The 20,739-nt window shown below is 54.2% G+C and carries 20 protein-coding genes, 1 tRNA gene and 1 pseudogene; 8 read left to right on the forward strand and 14 right to left on the reverse strand.

The features are described 5' to 3' along the window. Window positions 1-5 precede the first annotated feature (5 nt). The 4 genes from glnA to map all read right to left on the reverse strand — a co-directional run bounded on the left by glnA (window position 6) and on the right by map (window position 5,258). Window positions 6-1,418, reverse strand: coding sequence for a type I glutamate--ammonia ligase (glnA, locus tag VIN76_RS05950; protein ID WP_332040917.1), 1,413 nt, complete (start codon window positions 1,416-1,418; stop codon window positions 6-8). Between the two features lie 92 nt (window positions 1,419-1,510). Further along, window positions 1,511-1,849 carry a P-II family nitrogen regulator gene (locus tag VIN76_RS05955; RefSeq protein ID WP_332040918.1) on the reverse strand — a complete coding sequence of 113 codons (339 nt, stop codon included), beginning with the start codon at window positions 1,847-1,849 and terminating at the stop codon, window positions 1,511-1,513. Window positions 1,850-2,106: 257 nt separating this feature from the next. Beyond that, the gene (locus VIN76_RS05960) at window positions 2,107-4,299 is read right to left on the reverse strand and encodes a PQQ-dependent dehydrogenase, methanol/ethanol family (RefSeq protein WP_332040919.1); all 2,193 of its coding nucleotides are present in this window, start codon (window positions 4,297-4,299) and stop codon (window positions 2,107-2,109) included. Window positions 4,300-4,430: 131 nt separating this feature from the next. Next, window positions 4,431-5,258 carry a type I methionyl aminopeptidase gene (gene map / locus VIN76_RS05965; RefSeq protein ID WP_332040920.1) on the reverse strand — a complete coding sequence of 276 codons (828 nt, stop codon included), beginning with the start codon at window positions 5,256-5,258 and terminating at the stop codon, window positions 4,431-4,433. A 192-nt stretch (window positions 5,259-5,450) separates the two neighbouring features. Between map and VIN76_RS05970 the strand changes: the two genes are divergently transcribed. Continuing rightward, complete coding sequence (locus VIN76_RS05970; protein ID WP_332040921.1) at window positions 5,451-6,209, forward strand: competence/damage-inducible protein A; 759 nt, start codon at window positions 5,451-5,453, stop codon at window positions 6,207-6,209. Window positions 6,210-6,236: 27 nt separating this feature from the next. On the opposite strand, the gene VIN76_RS05975 is transcribed toward VIN76_RS05970, so the two are convergent. After that, window positions 6,237-6,884, reverse strand: a complete 648-nt coding sequence (locus VIN76_RS05975; RefSeq protein ID WP_332040935.1) for a heme exporter protein CcmB — start codon at window positions 6,882-6,884, stop codon at window positions 6,237-6,239. Continuing rightward, on the reverse strand, window positions 6,884-7,537 hold the full coding sequence (ccmA, locus tag VIN76_RS05980; RefSeq protein WP_414696292.1) for a heme ABC exporter ATP-binding protein CcmA: 654 nt from the start codon (window positions 7,535-7,537) through the stop codon (window positions 6,884-6,886). The genes VIN76_RS05975 and ccmA overlap by 1 nt, the downstream gene beginning before the upstream one ends. A gap of 27 nt (window positions 7,538-7,564) precedes the next feature. On the opposite strand from ccmA, the gene VIN76_RS05985 reads away from it, so the two are divergent. After that, window positions 7,565-7,888 (forward strand): 4a-hydroxytetrahydrobiopterin dehydratase, encoded by a 324-nt coding sequence (locus tag VIN76_RS05985; protein ID WP_332040936.1) that lies wholly within the window; start codon window positions 7,565-7,567, stop codon window positions 7,886-7,888. Window positions 7,889-7,899: 11 nt separating this feature from the next. Here the strand turns inward: VIN76_RS05985 and VIN76_RS05990 are convergent, their stop codons facing one another. Then, window positions 7,900-8,742, reverse strand: coding sequence for an SDR family oxidoreductase (locus VIN76_RS05990; protein WP_332040923.1), 843 nt, complete (start codon window positions 8,740-8,742; stop codon window positions 7,900-7,902). A gap of 120 nt (window positions 8,743-8,862) precedes the next feature. Here VIN76_RS05990 and VIN76_RS05995 point away from each other — a divergent pair, with 120 nt between their 5' ends. The 3 genes from VIN76_RS05995 to VIN76_RS06005 are packed head-to-tail and all read left to right on the forward strand — an operon-like array spanning window position 8,863 to window position 11,749. After that, window positions 8,863-9,648 (forward strand): ABC transporter ATP-binding protein, encoded by a 786-nt coding sequence (locus VIN76_RS05995; protein ID WP_332040924.1) that lies wholly within the window; start codon window positions 8,863-8,865, stop codon window positions 9,646-9,648. Window positions 9,649-9,661: 13 nt separating this feature from the next. Then, on the forward strand, window positions 9,662-11,221 hold the full coding sequence (locus VIN76_RS06000; protein ID WP_332040925.1) for an ABC transporter permease/substrate-binding protein: 1,560 nt from the start codon (window positions 9,662-9,664) through the stop codon (window positions 11,219-11,221). An 18-nt stretch (window positions 11,222-11,239) separates the two neighbouring features. Beyond that, window positions 11,240-11,749: a hypothetical protein gene (locus VIN76_RS06005; protein WP_332040926.1), complete on the forward strand. Its 510-nt coding sequence runs from the start codon at window positions 11,240-11,242 to the stop codon at window positions 11,747-11,749. 36 nt (window positions 11,750-11,785) lie between these two features. Here VIN76_RS06005 and VIN76_RS06010 read toward each other — a convergent pair whose 3' ends face one another. Further along, window positions 11,786-12,403, reverse strand: coding sequence for a DNA-3-methyladenine glycosylase 2 family protein (locus VIN76_RS06010; protein ID WP_332040927.1), 618 nt, complete (start codon window positions 12,401-12,403; stop codon window positions 11,786-11,788). 102 nt (window positions 12,404-12,505) lie between these two features. Here VIN76_RS06010 and VIN76_RS06015 point away from each other — a divergent pair, with 102 nt between their 5' ends. Next, window positions 12,506-12,823: a 2Fe-2S iron-sulfur cluster-binding protein gene (locus VIN76_RS06015; protein WP_332040928.1), complete on the forward strand. Its 318-nt coding sequence runs from the start codon at window positions 12,506-12,508 to the stop codon at window positions 12,821-12,823. Between the two features lie 65 nt (window positions 12,824-12,888). On the opposite strand, the gene VIN76_RS06020 is transcribed toward VIN76_RS06015, so the two are convergent. Both VIN76_RS06020 and rlmB read right to left on the reverse strand, forming a co-directional pair. Next, the gene (locus VIN76_RS06020; RefSeq protein WP_332040929.1) at window positions 12,889-13,812 is read right to left on the reverse strand and encodes a hypothetical protein; all 924 of its coding nucleotides are present in this window, start codon (window positions 13,810-13,812) and stop codon (window positions 12,889-12,891) included. Beyond that, window positions 13,812-14,564 carry a 23S rRNA (guanosine(2251)-2'-O)-methyltransferase RlmB gene (rlmB, locus tag VIN76_RS06025; protein WP_332040930.1) on the reverse strand — a complete coding sequence of 251 codons (753 nt, stop codon included), beginning with the start codon at window positions 14,562-14,564 and terminating at the stop codon, window positions 13,812-13,814. The genes VIN76_RS06020 and rlmB overlap by 1 nt, the downstream gene beginning before the upstream one ends. A gap of 178 nt (window positions 14,565-14,742) precedes the next feature. Between rlmB and VIN76_RS06030 the strand changes: the two genes are divergently transcribed. Together VIN76_RS06030 and VIN76_RS06035 are read left to right on the forward strand one after the other, a co-directional pair. Next, window positions 14,743-14,828: transfer RNA gene (locus tag VIN76_RS06030), tRNA-Tyr, on the forward strand. A 240-nt stretch (window positions 14,829-15,068) separates the two neighbouring features. Beyond that, window positions 15,069-15,470 (forward strand): c-type cytochrome, encoded by a 402-nt coding sequence (locus VIN76_RS06035; RefSeq protein WP_332040931.1) that lies wholly within the window; start codon window positions 15,069-15,071, stop codon window positions 15,468-15,470. Window positions 15,471-15,572: 102 nt separating this feature from the next. Here the strand turns inward: VIN76_RS06035 and VIN76_RS06040 are convergent, their stop codons facing one another. The 4 genes and pseudogenes from VIN76_RS06040 to VIN76_RS06055 all read right to left on the reverse strand — a co-directional run. Further along, window positions 15,573-17,681, reverse strand: a complete 2,109-nt coding sequence (locus VIN76_RS06040) for a TonB-dependent receptor (protein ID WP_332040932.1) — start codon at window positions 17,679-17,681, stop codon at window positions 15,573-15,575. A 107-nt stretch (window positions 17,682-17,788) separates the two neighbouring features. Beyond that, complete coding sequence (locus VIN76_RS06045; RefSeq protein ID WP_332040933.1) at window positions 17,789-18,556, reverse strand: alpha/beta hydrolase; 768 nt, start codon at window positions 18,554-18,556, stop codon at window positions 17,789-17,791. A 350-nt stretch (window positions 18,557-18,906) separates the two neighbouring features. Continuing rightward, window positions 18,907-20,463, reverse strand: coding sequence for an FAD-binding oxidoreductase (locus VIN76_RS06050; protein WP_332040934.1), 1,557 nt, complete (start codon window positions 20,461-20,463; stop codon window positions 18,907-18,909). Further along, window positions 20,460-20,739: pseudogene (locus VIN76_RS06055) on the reverse strand (class I SAM-dependent methyltransferase); the annotation flags it as partial. The gene VIN76_RS06050 and the pseudogene VIN76_RS06055, both read right to left, overlap by 4 nt.

Raw genomic sequence — 20,739 nt, forward strand, 5'->3', positions numbered from 1 at the left:
GACGATCAGCCGGAATAATAGAGGTCGAACTCGACCGGGCTTGGAGTCATTTCCACGCGGCTGACTTCTTCCCATTTCAGCGCGGCATACGCGTCGATCTGGTCCTTGGTAAACACGTCGCCTTTCAGAAGGAATTCGTGATCGGCTTCCAGCGCTTCCAACGCTTCGCGCAGCGAACCGCAAACGGTAGGCACTTCGGCCAACTCTGCTGGCGGCAGGTCATAAAGGTTCTTGTCCATCGCTTCGCCGGGGTGGATTTTATTCTCGATCCCGTCAAGACCGGCCATCAGCAGTGCCGCGGCAGACAGATACGGGTTGGCCAGCGGATCCGGGAAACGGAACTCGACGCGCTTGGCCTTGTCGCCTGCACCATAAGGAATACGGCAGGATGCAGAGCGGTTACGGCTGGAATAAGCGAGCAGAACCGGCGCTTCAAAACCGGGGACCAGGCGCTTGTAGCTGTTGGTCGTCGGGTTGGTGAACGCGTTACAAGCCTTGGCATGTTTGATCACGCCGCCAATATAATAGAGGCAGGTTTCGGAAAGTCCGGCATATTCGTTACCGGCGAAAAGCGGCTTGCCTTCTTTCCAGATCGACATGTGCGTGTGCATGCCGGAGCCGTTATCGCTGCGGATTGGCTTGGGCATGAAGGTTGCTGTTTTGCCATAGGCATGGGCAACCTGATGCACGACATATTTGTAAACCTGAATCCGGTCAGCGGTTTCGACGAGCGTGCCAAACATCATGCCCAGTTCGTGCTGCGCAGCGGCCACTTCGTGGTGATGCTTGTCCATCGGCAGGCCCATTTCCTGCATCGTGGCAACCATTTCGCCGCGAATATCGACAGCGCTGTCAACCGGAGCAACCGGGAAATAGCCGCCCTTGGCACGCGGGCGGTGGCCCATATTGCCGACTTCATATTCGCGGCCGGTGTTGGTCGGCAGCTCGATATCGTCAATGCGGAAGCCGGAGCGGTCATAGCCGTCTTCAAAACGGACATCGTCGAACATGAAAAATTCGGGTTCCGGACCGACATAAACGGTGTCGCCAATGCCGGTGGATTTCATATAGGATTCAGCGCGTTTCGCGGTCGAGCGCGGGTCGCGGCCATAGAGCGAGCCATCGCCGGGTTCGACAATGTCACAGATCAAGATCATCATCGGTGTGGCCGAGAACGGGTCCATATACATGGCGTCAAGATCGGGACGCAAAATCATGTCCGATTCATTGATGACTTTCCAGCCGCCAATGGAGGAGCCGTCAAACATGAAGCCCTCTTCGAGCATATCTTCATCAATGACATTGGCGCACATCGTCAGATGCTGCCATTTACCGCGCGGATCGGTGAAGCGGACATCGACCCACTCTACATCCTCTTCCTTGATTAATTTCATGATATCTGCAGCAGTATTAGCCATTTGCTAGTCCCTTGGTTAAAAATGATTTGGAAAAGTTAAAATCAAAATTCAGCTGATGTCTTTTATTACATCATGCCTTTCATAGTCCCGCCCTAAATTGCATCGCTGTCCCGCTCGCCGGTGCGGATGCGTAGCGCGGCTTCGACGGGCATGACGAAAATCTTGCCGTCACCGATGCGGCCGGTTTGCGCGGCGGCGGAGATCGCTTCGACAACCCGTTCTGCCATCGAATCATCGACGACAACTTCCAGCTTCACTTTGGGCAGGAAATCCACGACATATTCGGCGCCGCGATACAGCTCGGTATGGCCTTTCTGACGGCCAAAGCCCTTGGCTTCGGTAACGGTGATTCCCGATACACCAACCTCGTGCAGCGCCTCTTTCACTTCATCAAGTTTGAAAGGCTTGATGATTGCCTCAATCTTTTTCATTTATTCTTTCCTATCCTTATGCTCCGGCCACTATAGCTTTGGCACGTGGATGCAGCACCAAAGTCGGGCGCATTTGCCCTTTGCAATACAAATACCATGCCAAATTGACATTGTGCAAGGAATCGCACGTAAACTGCTATAGCCAAATCCAGACAGTTGCAATCCCGCTCAAAAAACAGGCATTTCTGGACTCTGGAGCCTAAAAATAAGGCAGATTTTTGCTTTCGGGTAAGCCGGTTAATCCCGCTTAAAAAATGTCATTCCCGCGCAACGGGCGCGGTGAGGTCGGCGACATTGGCCTTGGTCCAGTGGGACCGTTCGATGACATAATGGCGCAGCGCCTCTACCTGACCGGGATTCAACTGCTCTTCAAAGCTGACCATGCCATTATGTTTCAACGCACCGTCGGTTAAGATGGATGCCCATGCCTCTGCATTGGCCAGGGTGGCCGATATACGCAGGTCCGGCGTAAAGCCGTTGCCGACCGCGCTGTCGCCATGGCAGACTAGGCAGTACCGGCCAAAAAGCGCCTTGCCCTGAGCCACCTGCTGCGGCGTTCCGGTTGGTTCTGGCGGATCCCAGACAATCTCGTTTTGTTGCGGCAGCGGAGGCAGGCTGGTCTTGCCGCCCAATTTCATCACGATCAGGCGCGGGATATTCGGGATCTGGCGAGACTCGCCGCCCGCAACTCCGGCGGTTAGCGGAAATGCGCCGCCCTTGCTGGTCAGGAAGGCGATATATTGCTCCCCGTCGATCATATAGGTGGAAGGGGCGGCGACAATACCGGACTGCACGTCCATGCTCAAAAGCTCTTCCCCGCTATCGGCAGCATAGGCTTTGAAGAGGCCAAGGCTGGTACCCTGAAACACAAGATTGCCGGCGGTTGTCATGGTGCCGCCATTCCACGCGGCGGGATAATCGACAGTCCATGCGACCTTGCCCGCTTTGGGGTCAAAGGCGACAAGCTGGCCCGTGGTTGACGCGATGGCCGCTTTATAAACTTCCTTGTCATCGGGAAGCTGGGCAATGTTCCAGCCGACACCGACGTTAAAGCCCTGCCGCCCACGGCTCTTATCAATATCCGATGTGGGGACTTCATAACCCTGCGGCACTTGCTGCGCGGGAATATAGACCAGCCCTGTTCCCGGATTATAGCTCATCGGGTGCCAGTTATGCGCGCCCAATGCGCCCGGTATGGCGATAAACGGCTCCCCGGTTTTATAGAATCGCGCGGCAGGATTCTCTATCGGGCGGCCGGTTTTCAGATCATAGCCTTCTGCCCAGTTGATATTTTCGACAAATGGTTCCGCGCTCAGCAAGCGGCCATTGGTCCGGTCGATAACAAAGAAAAAGCCGTTTTTAGGTGCATGGAAAAGCACTTTGCGCCTTTTTGTGAGCGCGGTTTTTTCGCTCTCGCCTTCTTCACCTTCTTCACCTTCAGTATCGCTGGTGCTGCTGACCGGCCAGTCAATCTCTGCAATGATGATGGATTGGGTGGCGGTATAATCCCAGGTTTCAGCGGGAGTTTCCTGATAATGCCAGAGATATTTTCCGTTGTCGGGATTGACCGCAACGATGGAAGACAGGAACAGGTTGTCGCCCTCTCCGCCAGAGCGCAGGCCGTGATTCCACGGATTGCCGTTACCGACCCCGAAATAAAGCTGGTCGAGTTCTTCGTCATAGACGATGCTGTCCCACACGGTTCCGCCGCCGCCGGATTCTTTCCATGTCCCATCGCCCCATGTCTTGTTTGCCGCTTTTGCGAAAATCTCGTCGCTGGCCGCACCGTCAGGCTCCCCTTCGGGATTGGGGACAGTGTAGAAACGCCATTTCAGCGACCCGTCGGCGATACTATAAGCGGAAACATAGCCGCGAACGCCAAATTCCGCGCCGCCATTGCCGATGACGACCATATTTTTAACCACCCGCGGTGCGCCGGTGATCGTATAGGGTTTGCTGTTATCGGTGGTCTGGCTTGCCCATAAACGCGCGCCCGTATTGGCATCAAGCGCGATCAGGCGGCCATCAATCGTGCCGAAAAATAACCGTCCGCGTGAAAAGGCCAACCCGCGGTTCACAACATCGCAGCAAGCATCAATTGCTTTGGAACCGTCAACTTCCGGATCATAGGACCAAAGCTCTTCGCCGGTTTTCGCATCATAGGCGAACACCTTGGACCAAGCGGTTGTGATGAATAATTTGCCGTCAACCACAACGGGAGTGGCCTCTTGCCCGCGGGCATCGGGTAAATCCCTGAACCAGGCAATGCCCAGTTCACTGACATTGCTTTCGTTTATCTGGTCAAGCGGACTGTGGCGCTGTTCCTTGGCGTCAAAGCCGATGTTGCTCCATGCAACATCCTGTTCGACAGCGGGGCTATCCTGATCCGCCTTTTGATTCTGACAGGCTGCGAGCAGGCATGTCGCAAAAAATAGTCCCAAACGACGCATCGTCACTTCTCCCCAGACGACCAAGCCTACGCGGGCCCGGCTTTTTAACTGACTAGCTAAATTTAAGCCGCCCGGTCAAGGCTGTTGAGTGTTGTGACTATACTCTTTTGAACGAAAAGGCATATCCGCGTTTAAAAATAAGGCGGGCAGTCCAGACCGGCCGGGCTTTTGGTAAAAATCTCGCATCCGGTTTCGGTGATACCGATACTATGTTCAAACTGTGCCGATAACGAGCGATCACGGGTGACAGCGGTCCAGCCGTCGTCCAGCATCTTGACCGCATATTTCCCGATATTGATCATCGGCTCGATGGTAAAGAACATGCCGGGGCGAAGCTCCGGACCTGTGCCGGGGCGTCCGGCGTGGACAACTTCCGGCGCATCGTGGAACAACTGTCCTACACCATGCCCGCAAAAATCGCGCACGACGCTATAACGCTGGGCCTCTGCATGGGTCTGGATGGCGTGGGATATATCGCCCAGATGGTTGCCGGGCTTGGCCTGTTCGATGCCGAGCATCAGGCATTCATAGGTATTCTGCACCAGCCTGGCCGCCTTTACAGGAGCCTTGCCGATCAGGAACATGCGGCTCGTGTCGCCGTGCCAGCCATCGACGATGACGGTCACGTCAATATTGGCAATGTCGCCTTCTTTCAGCTTCTTGTCACCGGGAATCCCGTGACACACAACATGGTTGATAGAGATGCAGCAGCTATGCGTGAACCCGCGATAACCGAGCGTTGCGGGAACGCCGCCTCCACGAAGCGTATGTTCGCGCACAATATCGTCAAGCTCGCCAGTCGTTACGCCCGGCACGACATGCGGCACCAGAGCGTCAAGAATCTCGGCGGCCAGTCGTCCGGCCTTACGCATACCTTCGAACGCTTTCGGTCCGTGAAGTTTGATTGCGCCGGTACGGCTTTGCGGTTTGTCTTCGTCAACAGTCAGATAATCAGTCATGCCCCGTATATATGGACATTAACCCGGTTTGACGAGGGGTAATCAGGTAAATTATCTGTTTCGCGGATCAAAGCCGGGGAAAACCGGAAGATGGGACAAGATAGGGTTTGAGAGAGACGCTGTTGCCCCCGCACCTGATCTAACCACAAAATGCCGTTGATGATTTGCCCAACTGGTCTATATCCGGATGATATGAGCAAATCCCGCATTTATACTGCCGCGCTGATCGTGATTGGTGATGAAATCCTCTCCGGGCGAACGGCGGACAAAAATATTCCCCAGATTTCCAAATGGTTGAATGTGCAGGGGATCAGGCTGGCTGAAGTGCGGGTGATTGCCGACGATATGGATGCGATTGCCGAAGCGGTAAATATTTTGCGCGCGCGCAACGATTATCTGTTTACCACCGGCGGCATCGGCCCGACTCATGATGATATTACGGTTGACGCGATTGCCAAGGCGTTGGGGCTTGATGTCGTCATTCATCCGGCGGCGCGTGCGATACTGGAAAAATATTATGCCGACAAAGGCGGGCTCAACGAAGGCCGCCTGCGCATGGCGCGAGTCCCCGAAGGCGCTGATCTGATCGAAAACCGCATGTCCGGCGCGCCGGGGATTCATTTGGAAAATCTCTATCTGATGGCGGGAGTGCCGCATATCACCGCAGGGATGCTCGACGGGCTGACCGGGACATTGGAAGGCGGCGCGCCTTTATTGTCTGCCACGGTGGGCGCATGGGCACCGGAAAGCGAGATTGCCGATATATTGATTGCTTCAGAAAATGCCCATGAAGGGTGCCAGATCGGCAGCTATCCTTTCTTCCGCAATGGCAAGGTCGGCGCGAATTTTGTCGTGCGTTCGACAGAAGCCGATGCGCTGGCCGCCTGCACAGCGGGACTGAAAGCCGGTCTGGAAGAGGCCGGTTACGAGGTTACAGAGGGCGGAATCTAGATAAAGGCGGCGGCTTACTCACGGGGTTTACTCCCGCACCGCTTTTAACGCCGCACCCGCCGCAAAGGGCGTAATTGCAACCAGAAGCAACGATACGGCGCTCAGGAATAATAATGCGCTGCCGGTTCGGTCCGACAGGCTGCCCGCCCCGAAAATCAGCAGCGGGATGGCGAGCGGCACCAGCAGCAATCCGCCCAGTGCACTTGCGCCCTTTAAGCCGGCTGTCAGCGCCGCGATCATCACGGCCAAGCCCGCCAGCGCCGGTGTCGCGATAGCAAGGCTGGCCAGCAAAATGCCAAGCGGCGGCCCTTCCAGTCCCATCAGGCCGCTGGCCAGCAGTGCCGCAAACAGAAGCGGGGGGCCAAAGGCCAGCCAGTGCGAAATCAGCCGGGCAAAGGCAATCCACTCGTCCGTAATACCGCGGACCAGCAGCTGGTCGTAAATTCCGTTATCAAGGTCCGGCTGCACCAGCCGGTCGAGCGGCAAAAGCGTCGCCAGCAAGGCCGCTATCCACAATATCCCGCCGCCGGTCTGCAACAGCAAATCCCGGTCCGGCCCCACCGCAAAGGGGAACAAGGTCGCCGCCGATAAATAAAAAATCACCGGCAACCAGGTCCCGCCACTGGCATAGCTTTGCCGCACATCGCGCCAGACCAGCGTCCCAAATACGCCAATCACGATTGCGTCTCCATTCGTTCCAGCGCCGCCAATTGTAATGTCACATCAAAATCAATCGGCAGCCCAATATGACTGGCAGCCAATATCATTCCTCCGCCGTCCAGATGCGTTTGCAATGCTTTGCCCAACTGTTCTACCGAAGCGCTGTCCAGACCGTTGGCAGGCTCATCGAGTAACCACAAATCGGCTGCCGTCAGAAACGTCCGTGCGAGCCGCGCGCGCTGGCGTTGTCCGGTGGAAAAATATCGTATCGGCACTTCAGCCAGATGCTCCATGCCCATCGCAGAAATGGCATTTGCAACATCACCGCTGTTTTTGCCGTCCATTCTAGCCCAGAAGTGCAAGGCAGATGCCAACGGCATGTTTTCGTCCAGTGCCATCCGATCATCACATAATGCAATAGAGGCGGGAACATTAATGGAACCGGAAAAAGGATCCAGCAATCCGGCAATCAAGCGCAGCAGGCTGGATTTGCCGACACCATTGGGACCGGTAAGCAGTCCTGCCTGCCCCGGCATCAAGGCAAGATTCAAATCCCGAAACAGCAATTTGTCGCCGCGCATACAAGACAACTTCTCGGCGCGTAAATTGTGTCCCCCCTGTTTCCGCAATCCCTGTTCCCGCATTTTGGTTGACGCCCCTTGGTTCATGGAGGAGACTTAAGCCACGAAACGACGATAAAGCCAAGGCAGGAGTATCGAATAATGGTCGCAAAGCTGAATGATAAAGAGCGCGAAGCTGCACTGACTGCGCTTCAAGACTGGAAATATGACGGGGCGCGCGATGCGATCAGCCGCAAATTCAAATTTGCCGATTTCACCGAAGCCTTTGCTTTCATGACCCGTGTGGCGCTTCACGCCGAAAAAGCGGACCACCATCCCGAATGGTTCAATGTATATAACAATGTCGATATCACGCTTACCACCCACGATGCGGGCGAAAATGGCGGATTGTCAAAGCGCGATATAGATCTGGCCCATATTATCGAAAGCTGTTCCTAACCGTTCTACCGTTACTTTTTTGGTGGCTGGTCCGAACCGGCCAGAACGTCGCCAAGACCGGAAGCCAATGCGACCGCTTGTTTACGCAATCTGCCCGGTAGCCAGCGCGCGGCAAATGTCAGTTGTTTCGCCATTTTATTCACCGGCGTGTGGACCTTATCCCCGTGAACGGCTTGCCACGCCGCTGGCCCGATAATGGACACCGGGCTGACCAGAACACCAGCGGATTCTAGCATTTCCTTACCGCTCTGGTTTGTTCCCTCGGCAACACCGGAAATGATATTCGTGTCAATGAAACCGGGCATAAGAGAGCGGGATTTTATGCCATATTTGCGAAACTCTATATCATGCGATTCAGCCAGACCGCGCACGGCAAATTTGGTCGCGCTATAAATGCTGAGATCAGCGACGCCGTATATACCGGCCGCCGATGAAGTATAAAGCACGCAGCTATCCGGTGTAGCTTTCAACAATTCAAAACAGGCGCGCGTCCCGTTGATAACACCGGTCAAATTGATTGCGATCATCAAGTCAATATCTTCATCCGTCATTTCTTGTATCGCGCCGCCATTGCCGATGCCGGCATTGTTAAACAGCACAGTCATCTGGCCACCGGTAATGGCCCCGAATTCCGTGACAACACGGGCCCATTGCTTGCGGTCCGTGACATCCAGATAATGGGTAGAGCTCATCCCGTCGGGTAACATCGCCGCCGTTTCCTGTAGACCGGAATCGTTAATATCCGCCAGCCCGACAAACCAGCCCTGCCCGGCAAAATAGGAGGCGACTTCCCTACCTAGCCCCGATGCGCCGCCTGTGATGAATATGGATTTCTGTCCGTTCTGATATGCCATCTGCTTCCCCACCGATTTCAAATACTGCCTTATTGACATTAATGTTTGTTCGAGCGGTTTTTCCTCATCAGGTCAAGTGCGATTGGACATATGGGGCATTGCTGGTCAATAATGCCTGTGATGAATGGTCAATCATCTGCTTCGGGACCTGCTCTCAGTTTACGCAATCTTAGCCGCTATTACGGCGCGGTTAAAGCGGTGGAGGGGGTCACGCTGGACATTGCAGCCGGCAGTCTGGTCGCTTTGGTTGGATTGTCGGGTTCTGGCAAGTCAACCTTGCTAAAAATGATCAACCAGCTGGTGGAACCAAGTGCTGGAGAGGTACTGATCGACAATGAAAATGTCAAAACGGGCGATCCGCATATCCTTCGCCGCCGAATCGGATATGTGTTCCAGAATGTAGGGCTGTTCCCGCATATGACCATTGCCCGCAATATTTCCATTGGTCTGGAACTGACGGGAGCCGTGGAGGGGCGCCAGCAGCGGGTGGAAGAGTTGCTTGAACAGGTTGAGCTGCCTCAGGAAATGGCAAGCAGGATGCCGAATCAGTTAAGTGGCGGTCAGCAACAGCGGGTAGGCGTAGCACGGGCGCTGGCTACGCGGCCTGGATTGATGCTGATGGATGAACCCTTTGGCGCGCTGGACCCGGTGACGCGAGACAGTTTGGTGGGCGGATATAAAACGCTGCACCAGAAACTGGGACTGACGACTATTATCGTTACCCACGATATGGCCGAAGCGCTTTATCTTGCGGATCGCATAGTGGTGATGGAAGGCGGTGAGATAAAGGCTGATGCCACACCGGCCGAGATGCTTTCCGGCAAAGCGGGCAAGGAAGCCGAAGCCTTGGTCGCGGTTCCGCGGGCGCAGGCGGAGCATCTTATTGCGCTGGAAAAAACCTTATGATGGAACGAATGGAATGACGGGGGCATGGAAACAAGCCTTTTCCCGTGTTCCCGAATTGCTGGCCGCGCATGTCCAGCTCAGCTTTTCGGCCTTGCTGCTTGCCATGCTTTTGTGTCTACCGCTTGCGATATGGGCGGCGCGTAAACCGAGAGTGGCGACCATCATTCTGGGCTTTGCAAGCCTTGTCCAGACGATCCCGGCGCTGGCATTGCTGGCATTATTCTATCCGGCTTTGCTCGGCCTGTCGGCATTATTGGGTGAGCGGTTGGGTGCAGGTATATCCGCGCTGGGATTTTTGCCCGCCCTGCTGGCGCTGACCCTATATGCCCTGCTGCCGATCCTGCGTAATGCCGTGACCGGCCTGACCGGCGTATCTGCGTCAGTGAAACAGGCGGCGGACGGGCTTGGCATGACCGCTGCACAAAAGCTCCGCCTTGTCGAAGCTCCGATTGCCGCGCCGACCATCATGGCCGGTATCCGGATTGCAGCGGTCTGGACCATCGGAGCGGCGACTTTGTCCACAACCGTCGGGCAGCCCAGCCTGGGCGATCTTATTTTTGCGGGGCTGCAAACACAGAACTGGGCCTTGGTGCTGACCGGCTGTCTGATGTCGGCGGGACTGGCGATCATCGTTGATTTGTTGCTTGGCCTTATCGAGCGCTCAATCCGCGAGCGACGGCGATATATTGCATGGGGCGCGGCGGCGCTTCTGGCAATCGGCCTTGCCATAGCGCTGTTACCGGGACTGATGGCTCGAGAGAATGTCGTAACAATCGGAGCAAAAGGTTTTTCCGAACAATATATTCTGGCGCGCCTAATCGGCTTGCGGCTGAAAGAGGCGGGTTACGAGGTGGAATATCAGGACGGCCTGGGATCGGCGGTCGTGTTTCAGGCCGTGGCGGCGGATGATATTGATATCTATGTCGATTATTCCGGTACGATCTGGACCAACCAGATGAAGCGCCGTGATCCGCTTCCCGCCGAAGAGATGGTCCGTGAAATCCGCAAATGGGGGAAGGAAACACACGGCGTCACGATTCCCGGAGCGCTTGGATTTGAAAATAGTTATGCTTTCGCCGTGCGGGCGGAAGATGCAGCGAACAAACGGCTCAGAACGCTGGACGACCTTGCCCACGTGTCATCCGCTTTCGTCTTGGGGACGGACCTTGAATTTCGCGAAAGACCGGAATGGGCAATGGTCAAAGCCGCCTATCCAATCCGCTTCAGGGAAGTGCGATCGTTTAATCCGACCTTCATGTACCCTGCATTATCAAGCGGGGAAGTCGATGTCATTTCCGCTTTTTCCTCGGACGGACGGATTGCCGCCAACGGGCTTGTCGTGCTGGAAGATCCAAAGGGAGCAGTGCCGCCTTATGACGCGATGATCCTGGTTGCGCCGGGCCGGGCCGGTGACGACAGGTTTATAAACGCCATCAAGCCTCTGCTGGGCGCAATCACTGTGGAAAATATGAGAGAGGCGAATTATAAGGTGGACCGGAACGCGGACAAGCTTTCGCCTTTAAGGGCTGCACGCTGGCTGGATCAGAGAATCAGGGACGGGGAAGAGAGATAAGTGCCAAGACAGTTTTTTGTGAAGTTACGTCTGTATATTGTTGTAGCTCTGTTACCCCTGTTTCTGGCGGCTGTGCCAGCACAGGCGCAAGTTTCGGTGTCATTCTATTCCCATGAATTTGGCGAGAATTTTCCTCACGCTTTTTTCGTGATGAAAGGCAAGCTGGAAAGTGGCGAGACTGTCGATACCAGCTTTGGTTTCACAGCAGTGAATATCTCTCCCGGCATATTATGGGGCTCGGTCAAGGGAGAGGTGGCGACGCCCAAGCCAAAATATATTGCCAACAGTAATCGGCATTTCACGGTCACTGTGGAAGACAGCAAATATCGGCAGATTCTGGAGCTCGTCAATAAATGGCGCAATATACCGCAGAAAAGCTATAGCTTGAACAAGCGCAATTGCGTGCATTTTGTCAGCGAGGTGATCGCGCTGTTGGGCTACCGCTTCAACCGCGATACCGGTTTCTGGAAAAAACCGCGATCATTCATGGAAGAGGTCTTGTCGCTGAATCCAAGGTTAAAGAAATAATCCGCTCCGCTCCTTTGGTAGCTCAGGTTCACTATTTTACATCACAGTTGTGTTATAAAGATGCCAGATGAAAATCGCGACAGACCCGCGATGCGGTGACCATGGCAGTGCCATTTCCCGCAAAAGCTTTTCCGATGGCCGCGTGTCATGCTCCATGATCGAAGCCACTCCTGCCTGGATAGCAAGATCCCCCGCGGGCCAGATATCGGGACGGCCCAATGCAAAGAGCAGATATATTTCGGCTGACCAGCGGCCAATGCCCTTCACCTGGGTGAGTCGCGCGATTGCCTCTTCATCATCCTCTGGCAGGTGGTTAAGATCCAGCTCTCCCGATAATATCAATTCCGCCAGACTACGCGCATAGCCTTGTTTCTGGCGCGACAGGCCACAGGCGCGAAGCTCGTCGAAATCGGTGGCTATAAGTTTGTCGGCCGGGCAGCCAGAACCCAAAAGCGCCTCCAGCTTGTTCCACACAGAGGTCGCCGCAGCCACGCTAACCTGTTGTCCGACAATGGTTCGCAGTAAAGTCTGGTAGCCGGCCGGGTTGATCCGCGGCTCCGGATAGCCGACGGCGCTAATCGCTTTTTCGAAGCGGGGCTCGATCACTTGAATCGCATCAAGGCTTTCTTTGATCGTCTCTTTTGTCAGGCCCATAGCGATGTCCCTTCGGGTAAGAAGCCGTATCCGGCCTTGATTATTTTTGTTTCAGAAGACATAGCGTGCCGGATTTTAGATTAAAACAGCTTAGGGGTTAAGATGCCAACAATTCATGTTACCGGTCGTTCCGGTGAAGAAAAAAGCGTTACCGTCGACAGCGGAATGAATGTCATGGAAGCGATTCGCGACAATGGGTTTGACGAATTGCTGGCTCTATGCGGCGGATGCTGTTCCTGCGCGACCTGCCATGTGCATGTCGCTGCGGATTGGAAAGACAGGCTGCCGGAAATGAGCGAAGATGAAAATGATCTTCTGGACAGCAGCGACCACCGCAACGAGTTTTCACGCCTTAGCTGCCAGATCGAACTGAACGACGATCTTGACGGGCTGAAAGTTACCATCGCCGAAGAAGACTAAACCCTTCCGCACATTGAATATAAAAGGGGAGCTTTCATGCTCCCCTTTTTTGTTTCGGCTGATCGTCAGAACCGGATCATAGCGCGCGGCGCGTCTTGCTGGGCCGGTGCGCTTTTTCCGATTTTCCAGTTCATCACTTTCCGGTCGCCTTTTTCGGTGAATCCGTCCGCGCTGTTATTGGTGACGACGGTGCCATTGGTTTCGAGAGTGAATGTGCCGTCAATTTCCGCAAGATCCGGGGCCTTCGCTCCCTTGTCTTCAAGCATCATCATATTGAAGAAGCTGCTTTTGCCCCCAATGCCGGGTGCGAACAGCTCAACGGCACCATCGGCGCGCCGGACGAGCTGGAAGAACGGATATTGCATCTGGGCATCCGGCAGAACCGGGAAGCTGAAATAGCTGCCGATAGTGCCTGTTTCTTTATATTCGACGTCAAAAATATTGCCGCCGACATATTCAACCTTTTTCCAGCCCTGATATTTTTTCAACGTCTCTGCAAAGGCGCGCATGCTGGCGTCGTCACCGGGTACCGGACCGCCGAAAACCACGCTGGCCATTCCTCTTTCCCGCTCATAATTTTCCTGTTTACGGGCCTTCGCGGCTTCATATTCCTGTTGCTCTGCTGCAATTTCCTTTTTGCTACAGCTACGCTCAACCACGTCATAATCTATATCATCGTCGGTCCGGGATTTTTTCGGGTAAGGGTCATATTCATCCCCGTATATAATAGACGTATCGGTAATCTGGCCGCTCTCTTTATCAACGACATCCCGGCATTTCAGCTGCGCGGGGTCAAAGGGTTCATCGGCGGGTTTCGCAGGCTTGCCATCGTCGGGGGTCGTCATTTGAACTTGCCCGATATAGCTGAACTCATACCGGTCGCCGTCCAATAAGTTCAGATGGGCATCGAACTTTCCGGGTAACAGGAAACATCCTGTTAACAGCAAAGGCGCTGTTATGGCCGCAGCCAGTTTGAATATCCGGTTCATTATTCCCCCCCGTTTCTGGTATACTCCGCGTAAAGTGCAATAGCAGCAGCATTTGATACGTTCAGGCTTTCCATTTGCGGCGCAATCGGCAGCCGTGCCAACGCATCGCAGTGGGCGGCTACATTCTGGCGCAGTCCTTCGCCTTCTGCGCCCATGACCAGTGCCAATTTGCTTTGCCCCATGACAGCGCCAAGCGTTTCCTCTGCCTCTCCGTCCATGCCGATCCGCCAATAACCGGCCTTCGCAATATCTTCCAGCGCGCGTGCCAGATTGACGACCCGCACCCAGGGCACGATTTCGAGGGCACCAGAGGCCGATTTGGCCAGCGTGCCGGATTCCGGCGGAGCATGGCGGTCCTGCGTGACAATGGCGGCAGCATCAAACGCAGCGGCAGAACGCAAGATCGCGCCAACATTATGCGGATCGGTGACCTGATCCAGCACCAATATCGGCCGGCCCCTTTCGGCGGCATTGTCGAGTATGTCGCCAAGCCAGATATCGGGCAGTGGATCGACATCGATCACCATGCCCTGATGCGGGGCATCGCGCGGGATCGCCCGGCCAAGGTCGGCAACATCGCAATAGACAACCGCGACCCCATCCGGAATGTCCAGTGTTTCAAGCGCTTCGCGCGTGCCGGATATTTTCTTTATGTGCCGGTTGGGATTGGCCAGCGCGGCTTCCACCGCATGCCGGCCCCAGAATTTCAAACCGCCGCCGGTTTTCTTCACAGATCTATTTTTACGCGCCATAATCGCCCCTTAGCGCGTTGACGCCGATGGCACACCTGTTTTTTACCGGCTCTATCGGTCTTTTCCACAGCATTTTTGTTGCAAATAAGCAAATTTGGCCGGGGAGGCATTGACACTTGGCGATGCTTTCGTCATTGAGCCGCTTCTTACCGGAAAACGGTATAGACTGGCAACCAATGGACAGGTGGCCGAGTGGTTAAAGGCAGCAGACTGTAAATCTGCCCGCGTAAGCGTACATAGGTTCGAATCCTATCCTGTCCACCATTTCCCGGCTGTTGAGATCACCCCCTGTATCTGGTACGCGAAAATGACTTTGGCGATGGCAGCAAGGGCGAGCATCTCCATGCCTGCTGCATATTCCTGAACCGATATTGCGGGTATCTATCTATTCCGATGACACGGCGCTGGCTGTTGCGGGTGAAGACATGTATTGCTCCAACTGGCCCGATATATCATATGAGTGTCAGCTTAAGACCCAATGTTTTACTTCGCCGGAGATCATCAATGCGTCTATTCTTTCTAGTGGTCTTGCTTCCGCTTGTCGTGACAGGGTGCGTTACCGCGCCAGCCAAGCAGACAGTCGGGAATATCGATGGCACAGCCGAAAGTTCCAGACTGCCCGCTGATTCAGAAGGAGCAGGCGAGGGGTTGGCATTTGCCCAAGCACGCTGCGCCAGTTGCCACAACGTAACGGGAGGGCAATTTTCGCCTAACCCAAACGCACCACTTTTCGAAGCAATAGCCAATACCCGGGGGCTGACTTACGACACTCTAAAGGCTTGGCTTCGCGAGTCTCACAATTATCCTGAGCAAATGGACTTTGAGATTGATGCGAAGCAGATTGATAATCTCACGGAATATATGCTGACACTCAAAAGCCAGGATTACCGCCCTCCGATTCAATGAGTCAGCTATTCGCAACAGCGATAGCGTTGATATAGTGCCACAAATTAAAACAGGGTCGGCTATCCGGAAGGACAGCCGACCCCTTATTCTTTGGACCCAAAATCAGAACGAATAGCGTGCAGTAGCCATCCATGTACGCGGATCGGTAATTAACCGCGGGTTGATTACTGAAAAGCCGAAGCCGGTATGCCAGCCTTTTTCCTGAAGCAGATTTTTGCCTGCTACCTGGAACTTCCAAGGGCCTGTGTCATAACCGACATAGGCGTTCAGGAACTCGAGCGGTGTGATCGCTCCGACAGCAACATTGTCTGGCGTCGAGTAATAGTCATCGCGCCTATTGAAATCACCGCCAAATTTCATCTTACCTGCACCCAGATCAAACGCGTAGTCAAAGCCGACTGTAACCTCATAATCCGGAAGGGACGGCGGTTCATTATTCAGCAACGATGCGACAGCGGAATCAGTGCCGGTATATTTCCCGTCATTCAAAGCGCCATTGCCCCAGATTTGCAGACCATCGATCGGGCGCCAAGCAAATTCCACCTCAATGCCTTTGATCTCCACATCATAGTTTTCGATCAGAAAACCGCCGTCATTCAGGTTGATCGTCTGTTGCCTGTCCGTGATGTCGCTCCAGAAGCCGGCGAGCGTGAAACGAATAGTGCGTCCGATATCGCCCTTGATACCGACTTCATATGCGCTGGTGACCTGAGGACGAAATGGTGCGGCAAGCTGCTCAGCGTTGGAGGCTAGGCCGTTATATCCCCCTGCCTTGAAGCCTTCGGAATAGGACGCATAGAGTAAGACATCCGGGGTAATTTTCAAGTTTGCGCCCAGCTTGGGTGTAAACCTTTCCCAGCTGTCTTTACGGACAGCCGGTATCCCGTCGACGGTGGCGTCGAGCGACTTGTCTTCAAGAGTGTAGCGACCTCCTGCGACAAGTTGAAGATTATCTGTCACGTTGAAGGACAACTGGCCATACGCGGCCCAGGCGTCGGTTGTGGCGTTGAACACGGTTTGCGACGGGGCGAAAAAGATGTTGGAATCAATGGTCTGAGATGCAGTTTCGTGGAAAAAGAATACACCTGCCACATAATCGACACTTCCAATTGAGCCTGCACCTTGCAGTTCCTGACTAAATTGCCATTGGTCAGCCACTGCCCCCCGTTCGAACAGTGCCAATGTTTCTCCGTTGTCCAATCCAAGGAACGAGTCCGGCACACCACCGGAAAAGTCAATGAACCAAGAATCTGCCAAATCGGAATAGCCGGAGATCGAGGTAAGAGTACCACCTGGATAATTGGCCTCCAGATTCAATGACGCACCCCACTGCTTTACATCTGTCGCAGACATGAGGGGAGACTGCACGGTGCGATAGGAACCGGAAACCGGAACGATATCCCCATCCGAATTGGTGGTAGTATTACTAGCGTAGAGACCATCAGTTGACAGGTCGAGGTAGAAGAGGTTGAGTCGGCCATTCACCGCATCTCCCTTATATGCAAGATCGAACTGGCCGCCGTGGAAATCTTCGGAGCCGACATCTTTGTCCAATGTTTCATTATACCATTTACCGCCATCACGGCCCCGAACCATACCATTCACCGAAAAGGCCCAATCATCATCGAGTGGTACGGAGAGATAGCCCTTCAATCGCCGTTCGTTCCATGTGCCGTAACCGGCCTGAACAGTTCCAGTCAACGTATCGGAGGGCGTTTTGGTGATGATGTTGATCGCGCCAGCCGATGCATTGCGGCCATAGAGTACGCCTTGAGGGCCGCGCAAGACTTCAATCCGTTCAATTTCCGCAAAGTCGACCAGTGCAGCCTGTAGCCGTGAATTATATACGTCGTTGGTGTAGAGAGCGACTTCGGATTCGGAAACAATGAGGGCGCTGTCCGTTGTGCCTCCCCCGCGGATATAGGCTTTCAGGCCTGCTGAGCCACCGGATACGCCGTCGAATTTCACGTTGGGTGAAAGTCTTGCGACATCAACCGGGGACGAAATTTGGCGCATTTCGATTTCTTCGGCAGTTATCGCGGTTACGCTGATAGGAACGTCTTGAAGACGCTGATCAGTGCGCTGGGCACTCACAACTATTTCATTAAAACGGGAATCGGGTTCATCTGTCCCTTCCTGGGCCATGGCCATATGCGGCATAACAGCAAGAGTGGTGGCAAGTAGCATTGCCCGGGTTGAAAAAAGTGTCATGTTAGAACTCCCTATTTTTGTCGTTAATTATGAAAATGCACGGTTATTTGTTTTCGTTTGGTGGACTGTTATTGCAAAAAGCCCCTTCTTAATCGTCAGAACCGTACTCATTTTGTATTGCTCTCAAGAAAGGCAGAGATGGCGGCTGAGGATGAGGATCGATCAGATTCATTACCGTCTATTTCGACAAGCTGGCCGGAGCTGAGGAGGTTAATCGCCTGTCGCGTCGGTTGGGCCAAAGTGTCGCCTGCGGGAGCAAGGCATAGCGTCGGTTGTAGAACGTCCCGCAAGCGTTCCACCGTCGGATATGAAAAAGCTGCGCGATATAGGGCAGGGATTGTGTCAATCCCCTTCAGGACTTCCATCACAAAAGCGAACAGTGTGTCTGGATCAGATAATCCGCGGCAGCGTGCGGCTGCCGCAGACTTGTCGTACCATGGAAAGAACAGGGATAGATCCTTGCAAAAGCTGTGCGCTTTAAGAAAATGCGTCCCGTCGTGATCCGGCTTGATTACAGGTGCGTATGTTTCGGCAAATTTGGCGGCAGTCGATGCATCAAAGATCGGTACGCCGTCGATGATAACGCTGCGTACCAAATCGGGGTGGCTGGCAGCGAGCTCAATGGCTACGCAAGCACCCGTGTGGGTGCCGTAAAGGTCTACCGGTTTGTTACCGCATCGTGCCTCGATCAGAGCCAACACGTCAGCTGCGAGATCGGCAACAGAAGGCTGGTCGAGGTCCAAGGGATCGCTGTCACCAGCGCCTGCCAGGTCGGGCGCGAGAACATAGCGTGGATTAAGATCCTGCATCAACTTGACCAGTTGGAGTGAAGAGCCAGGTAAAAGATGCAACATGACGAGCGGAACGCCGCTCACTAAATTCTCCGACTCCCTGTAATGTATCTGCCTTCCGGAGAGGTCGAGAAATCGGCGATATATCATAGTCAGGAGCGTCCTATTAACTGACAGGTTGTCGGATCGGGCGTCGACCTCTTTTCCAAGTCCGCCAATTATGCATTCCTATGGTGATCATGCATCATTCGAGGTTCGCTCTATTCGCCAATTGAACAAAATCTATGTTCACGGGGGGAGGCCCTTCGCTGGGGGTAATCCAAGAAAAATCGGTTGAAGGATGAAAATTGCTACAAAGCGCCAGACGCAAATCTTTACAGGCGCTGTGCCGATTTACCCGAAGGGCTCGGGCCCGTTATCATAACGCAAATATCTTACTTTAGCCCCAGCGCGCCAGGATTGAGTAAGCCCTGCGGATCCATTTCCCTTTTGATCGATCGGAGGAGTGCCATTGCGCCCGGGTCGCGATCTTCCGTATAGGGATAGAGCTTGCCTACCTGGAAATGACCTGCGCCATGTTCGGCCATTATTGTGATGATATCGGTCCGCATCTTTTCGACCAGCGCCGCTCCTTCCGGATTGGAGGGATAGCGAGGCAGGCTGGCGAGATAGGACGGTTCCATCATGCGAAGATGATATTCTGCCAGTTCATCTTGCCAGTAGAGGGCAGGTTCAAACAGGAAAGTCCCAGCGCCGATAGAGGAAAACATCGCTCCGATATAGGCTTTGGACCGTTCCATTTCTGATTGTTTGGAGGAGACGTAATTCTCGAATGCGGTGTAAAAGTCAGATACTTGCGAATGGGGAAGTAGCCCGTGGAGAGGCACCCAACGTTCGCCTTGTGGCCCCAGCATGTTGTGGAGCGGCTGGAACGGCATGGCACGCACAACGGTGGGGACCGAATTGGCGATTTCACGCCCGTGACCGAGTGCGACCTTGCGTATCGTATCCAGTTTTGCACGCGCTTCTGTCGGCGTAAAACCGTCACAGATATAATGGGCTGCATATGGCGCACTGGCCAGCACGCGCTTTCCGGCACGGGCAAGGCGAACAAGACTACCAATCGCGGACAGTGTGTTAGGGGAAGATTTCCAGACGCCTTTCGCCACTGAAATCGCCGTGCCGGTATCCTGCTTTGCAATCTGGCCCTGCGAAAGTTTGAGGTCGAGCCCGAAGGATTTTTCTTCCAGTTTCATGTTGGCTATCTGTGACATGCAAGCATGAAGCGAGTGGAAATTGGAAAAAGAAAAGCTGGCCGTTTCGGCATGGATACGGCGGGATAGTAAACGTAACGTTACCGCTGTTTTGATCCCTAGAGCTCCAGAATCACCAAGGAACATCCCGGCAAGGTCTGGCCCGTAATTGCGGAAGCGGCCCTGTGTTTCCCCTTTACCAGTCGTGCCGGTACGTATAATTTCGCCGCGTATGTTCATCACTTCGACCGCTACCACGCTCTCCGCGGAAATGCCGTTTGCGTTGCTGCCGTGGCCATTGGCATTCTGGCTGATCGTGCCCCCGACGCTGGCGGCGATACCACTGAACGTGCCGATAAAAGGAACTTTCAGCCCATATGGCGCAAGTGCGTTGTCAAGTTGTTCCCACGATATTCCAGGTTCAACAGTGACTGTCATGTCGGTGTCGTCAATATTGATGACACGGTTCAATGCTGCGGTGTCTATAACTATGCTATCCGGGCTAACCGGCAAATGTGCGTCGGTATAAGATACGCCGCCTCCGCGCGTATGGATGGCAAGGCCTGCTTGGGCCGCTGCGATCACGACTTGACGTAATTCGTCCACGTTTTGCGGGCGTACGACTGCGCGCGGCACTGCATGGCTTCGATAGACATCTGCGCCGAAAAAGGCATTTTCGCTCTGTTCCAGCACGCGGCCTGTGGCGGTCAGTGCTTCGGGTACGTTACTGTTCTTCATGAAGTCGCTTTCTGCCCAATAAGCACTTCCCAGCCGCCACCCGGTGCATATTCACCGGCCTTGAATTTGCGGTTGGCTATATTTTCGGCCGATTTGCCATCATAGCCCTGACCCTTGGCCATATATTCGCGAATGGCCATCGGTGCGGTATCGAAGCGTATGGTATCGGCGGGGAAACCCGCATCCTGAGCGAGTTTCAGCTGATCCAGCTCACGCATGGCGCCCCAGAACGGTTCGTTATTATAATATGTTTCATTATCGAGGATGAACTGCGTA

This window comes from Parasphingorhabdus sp., assembly GCF_036568145.1.
Taxonomy (GTDB): Bacteria; Pseudomonadota; Alphaproteobacteria; order Sphingomonadales; family Sphingomonadaceae; genus Parasphingorhabdus.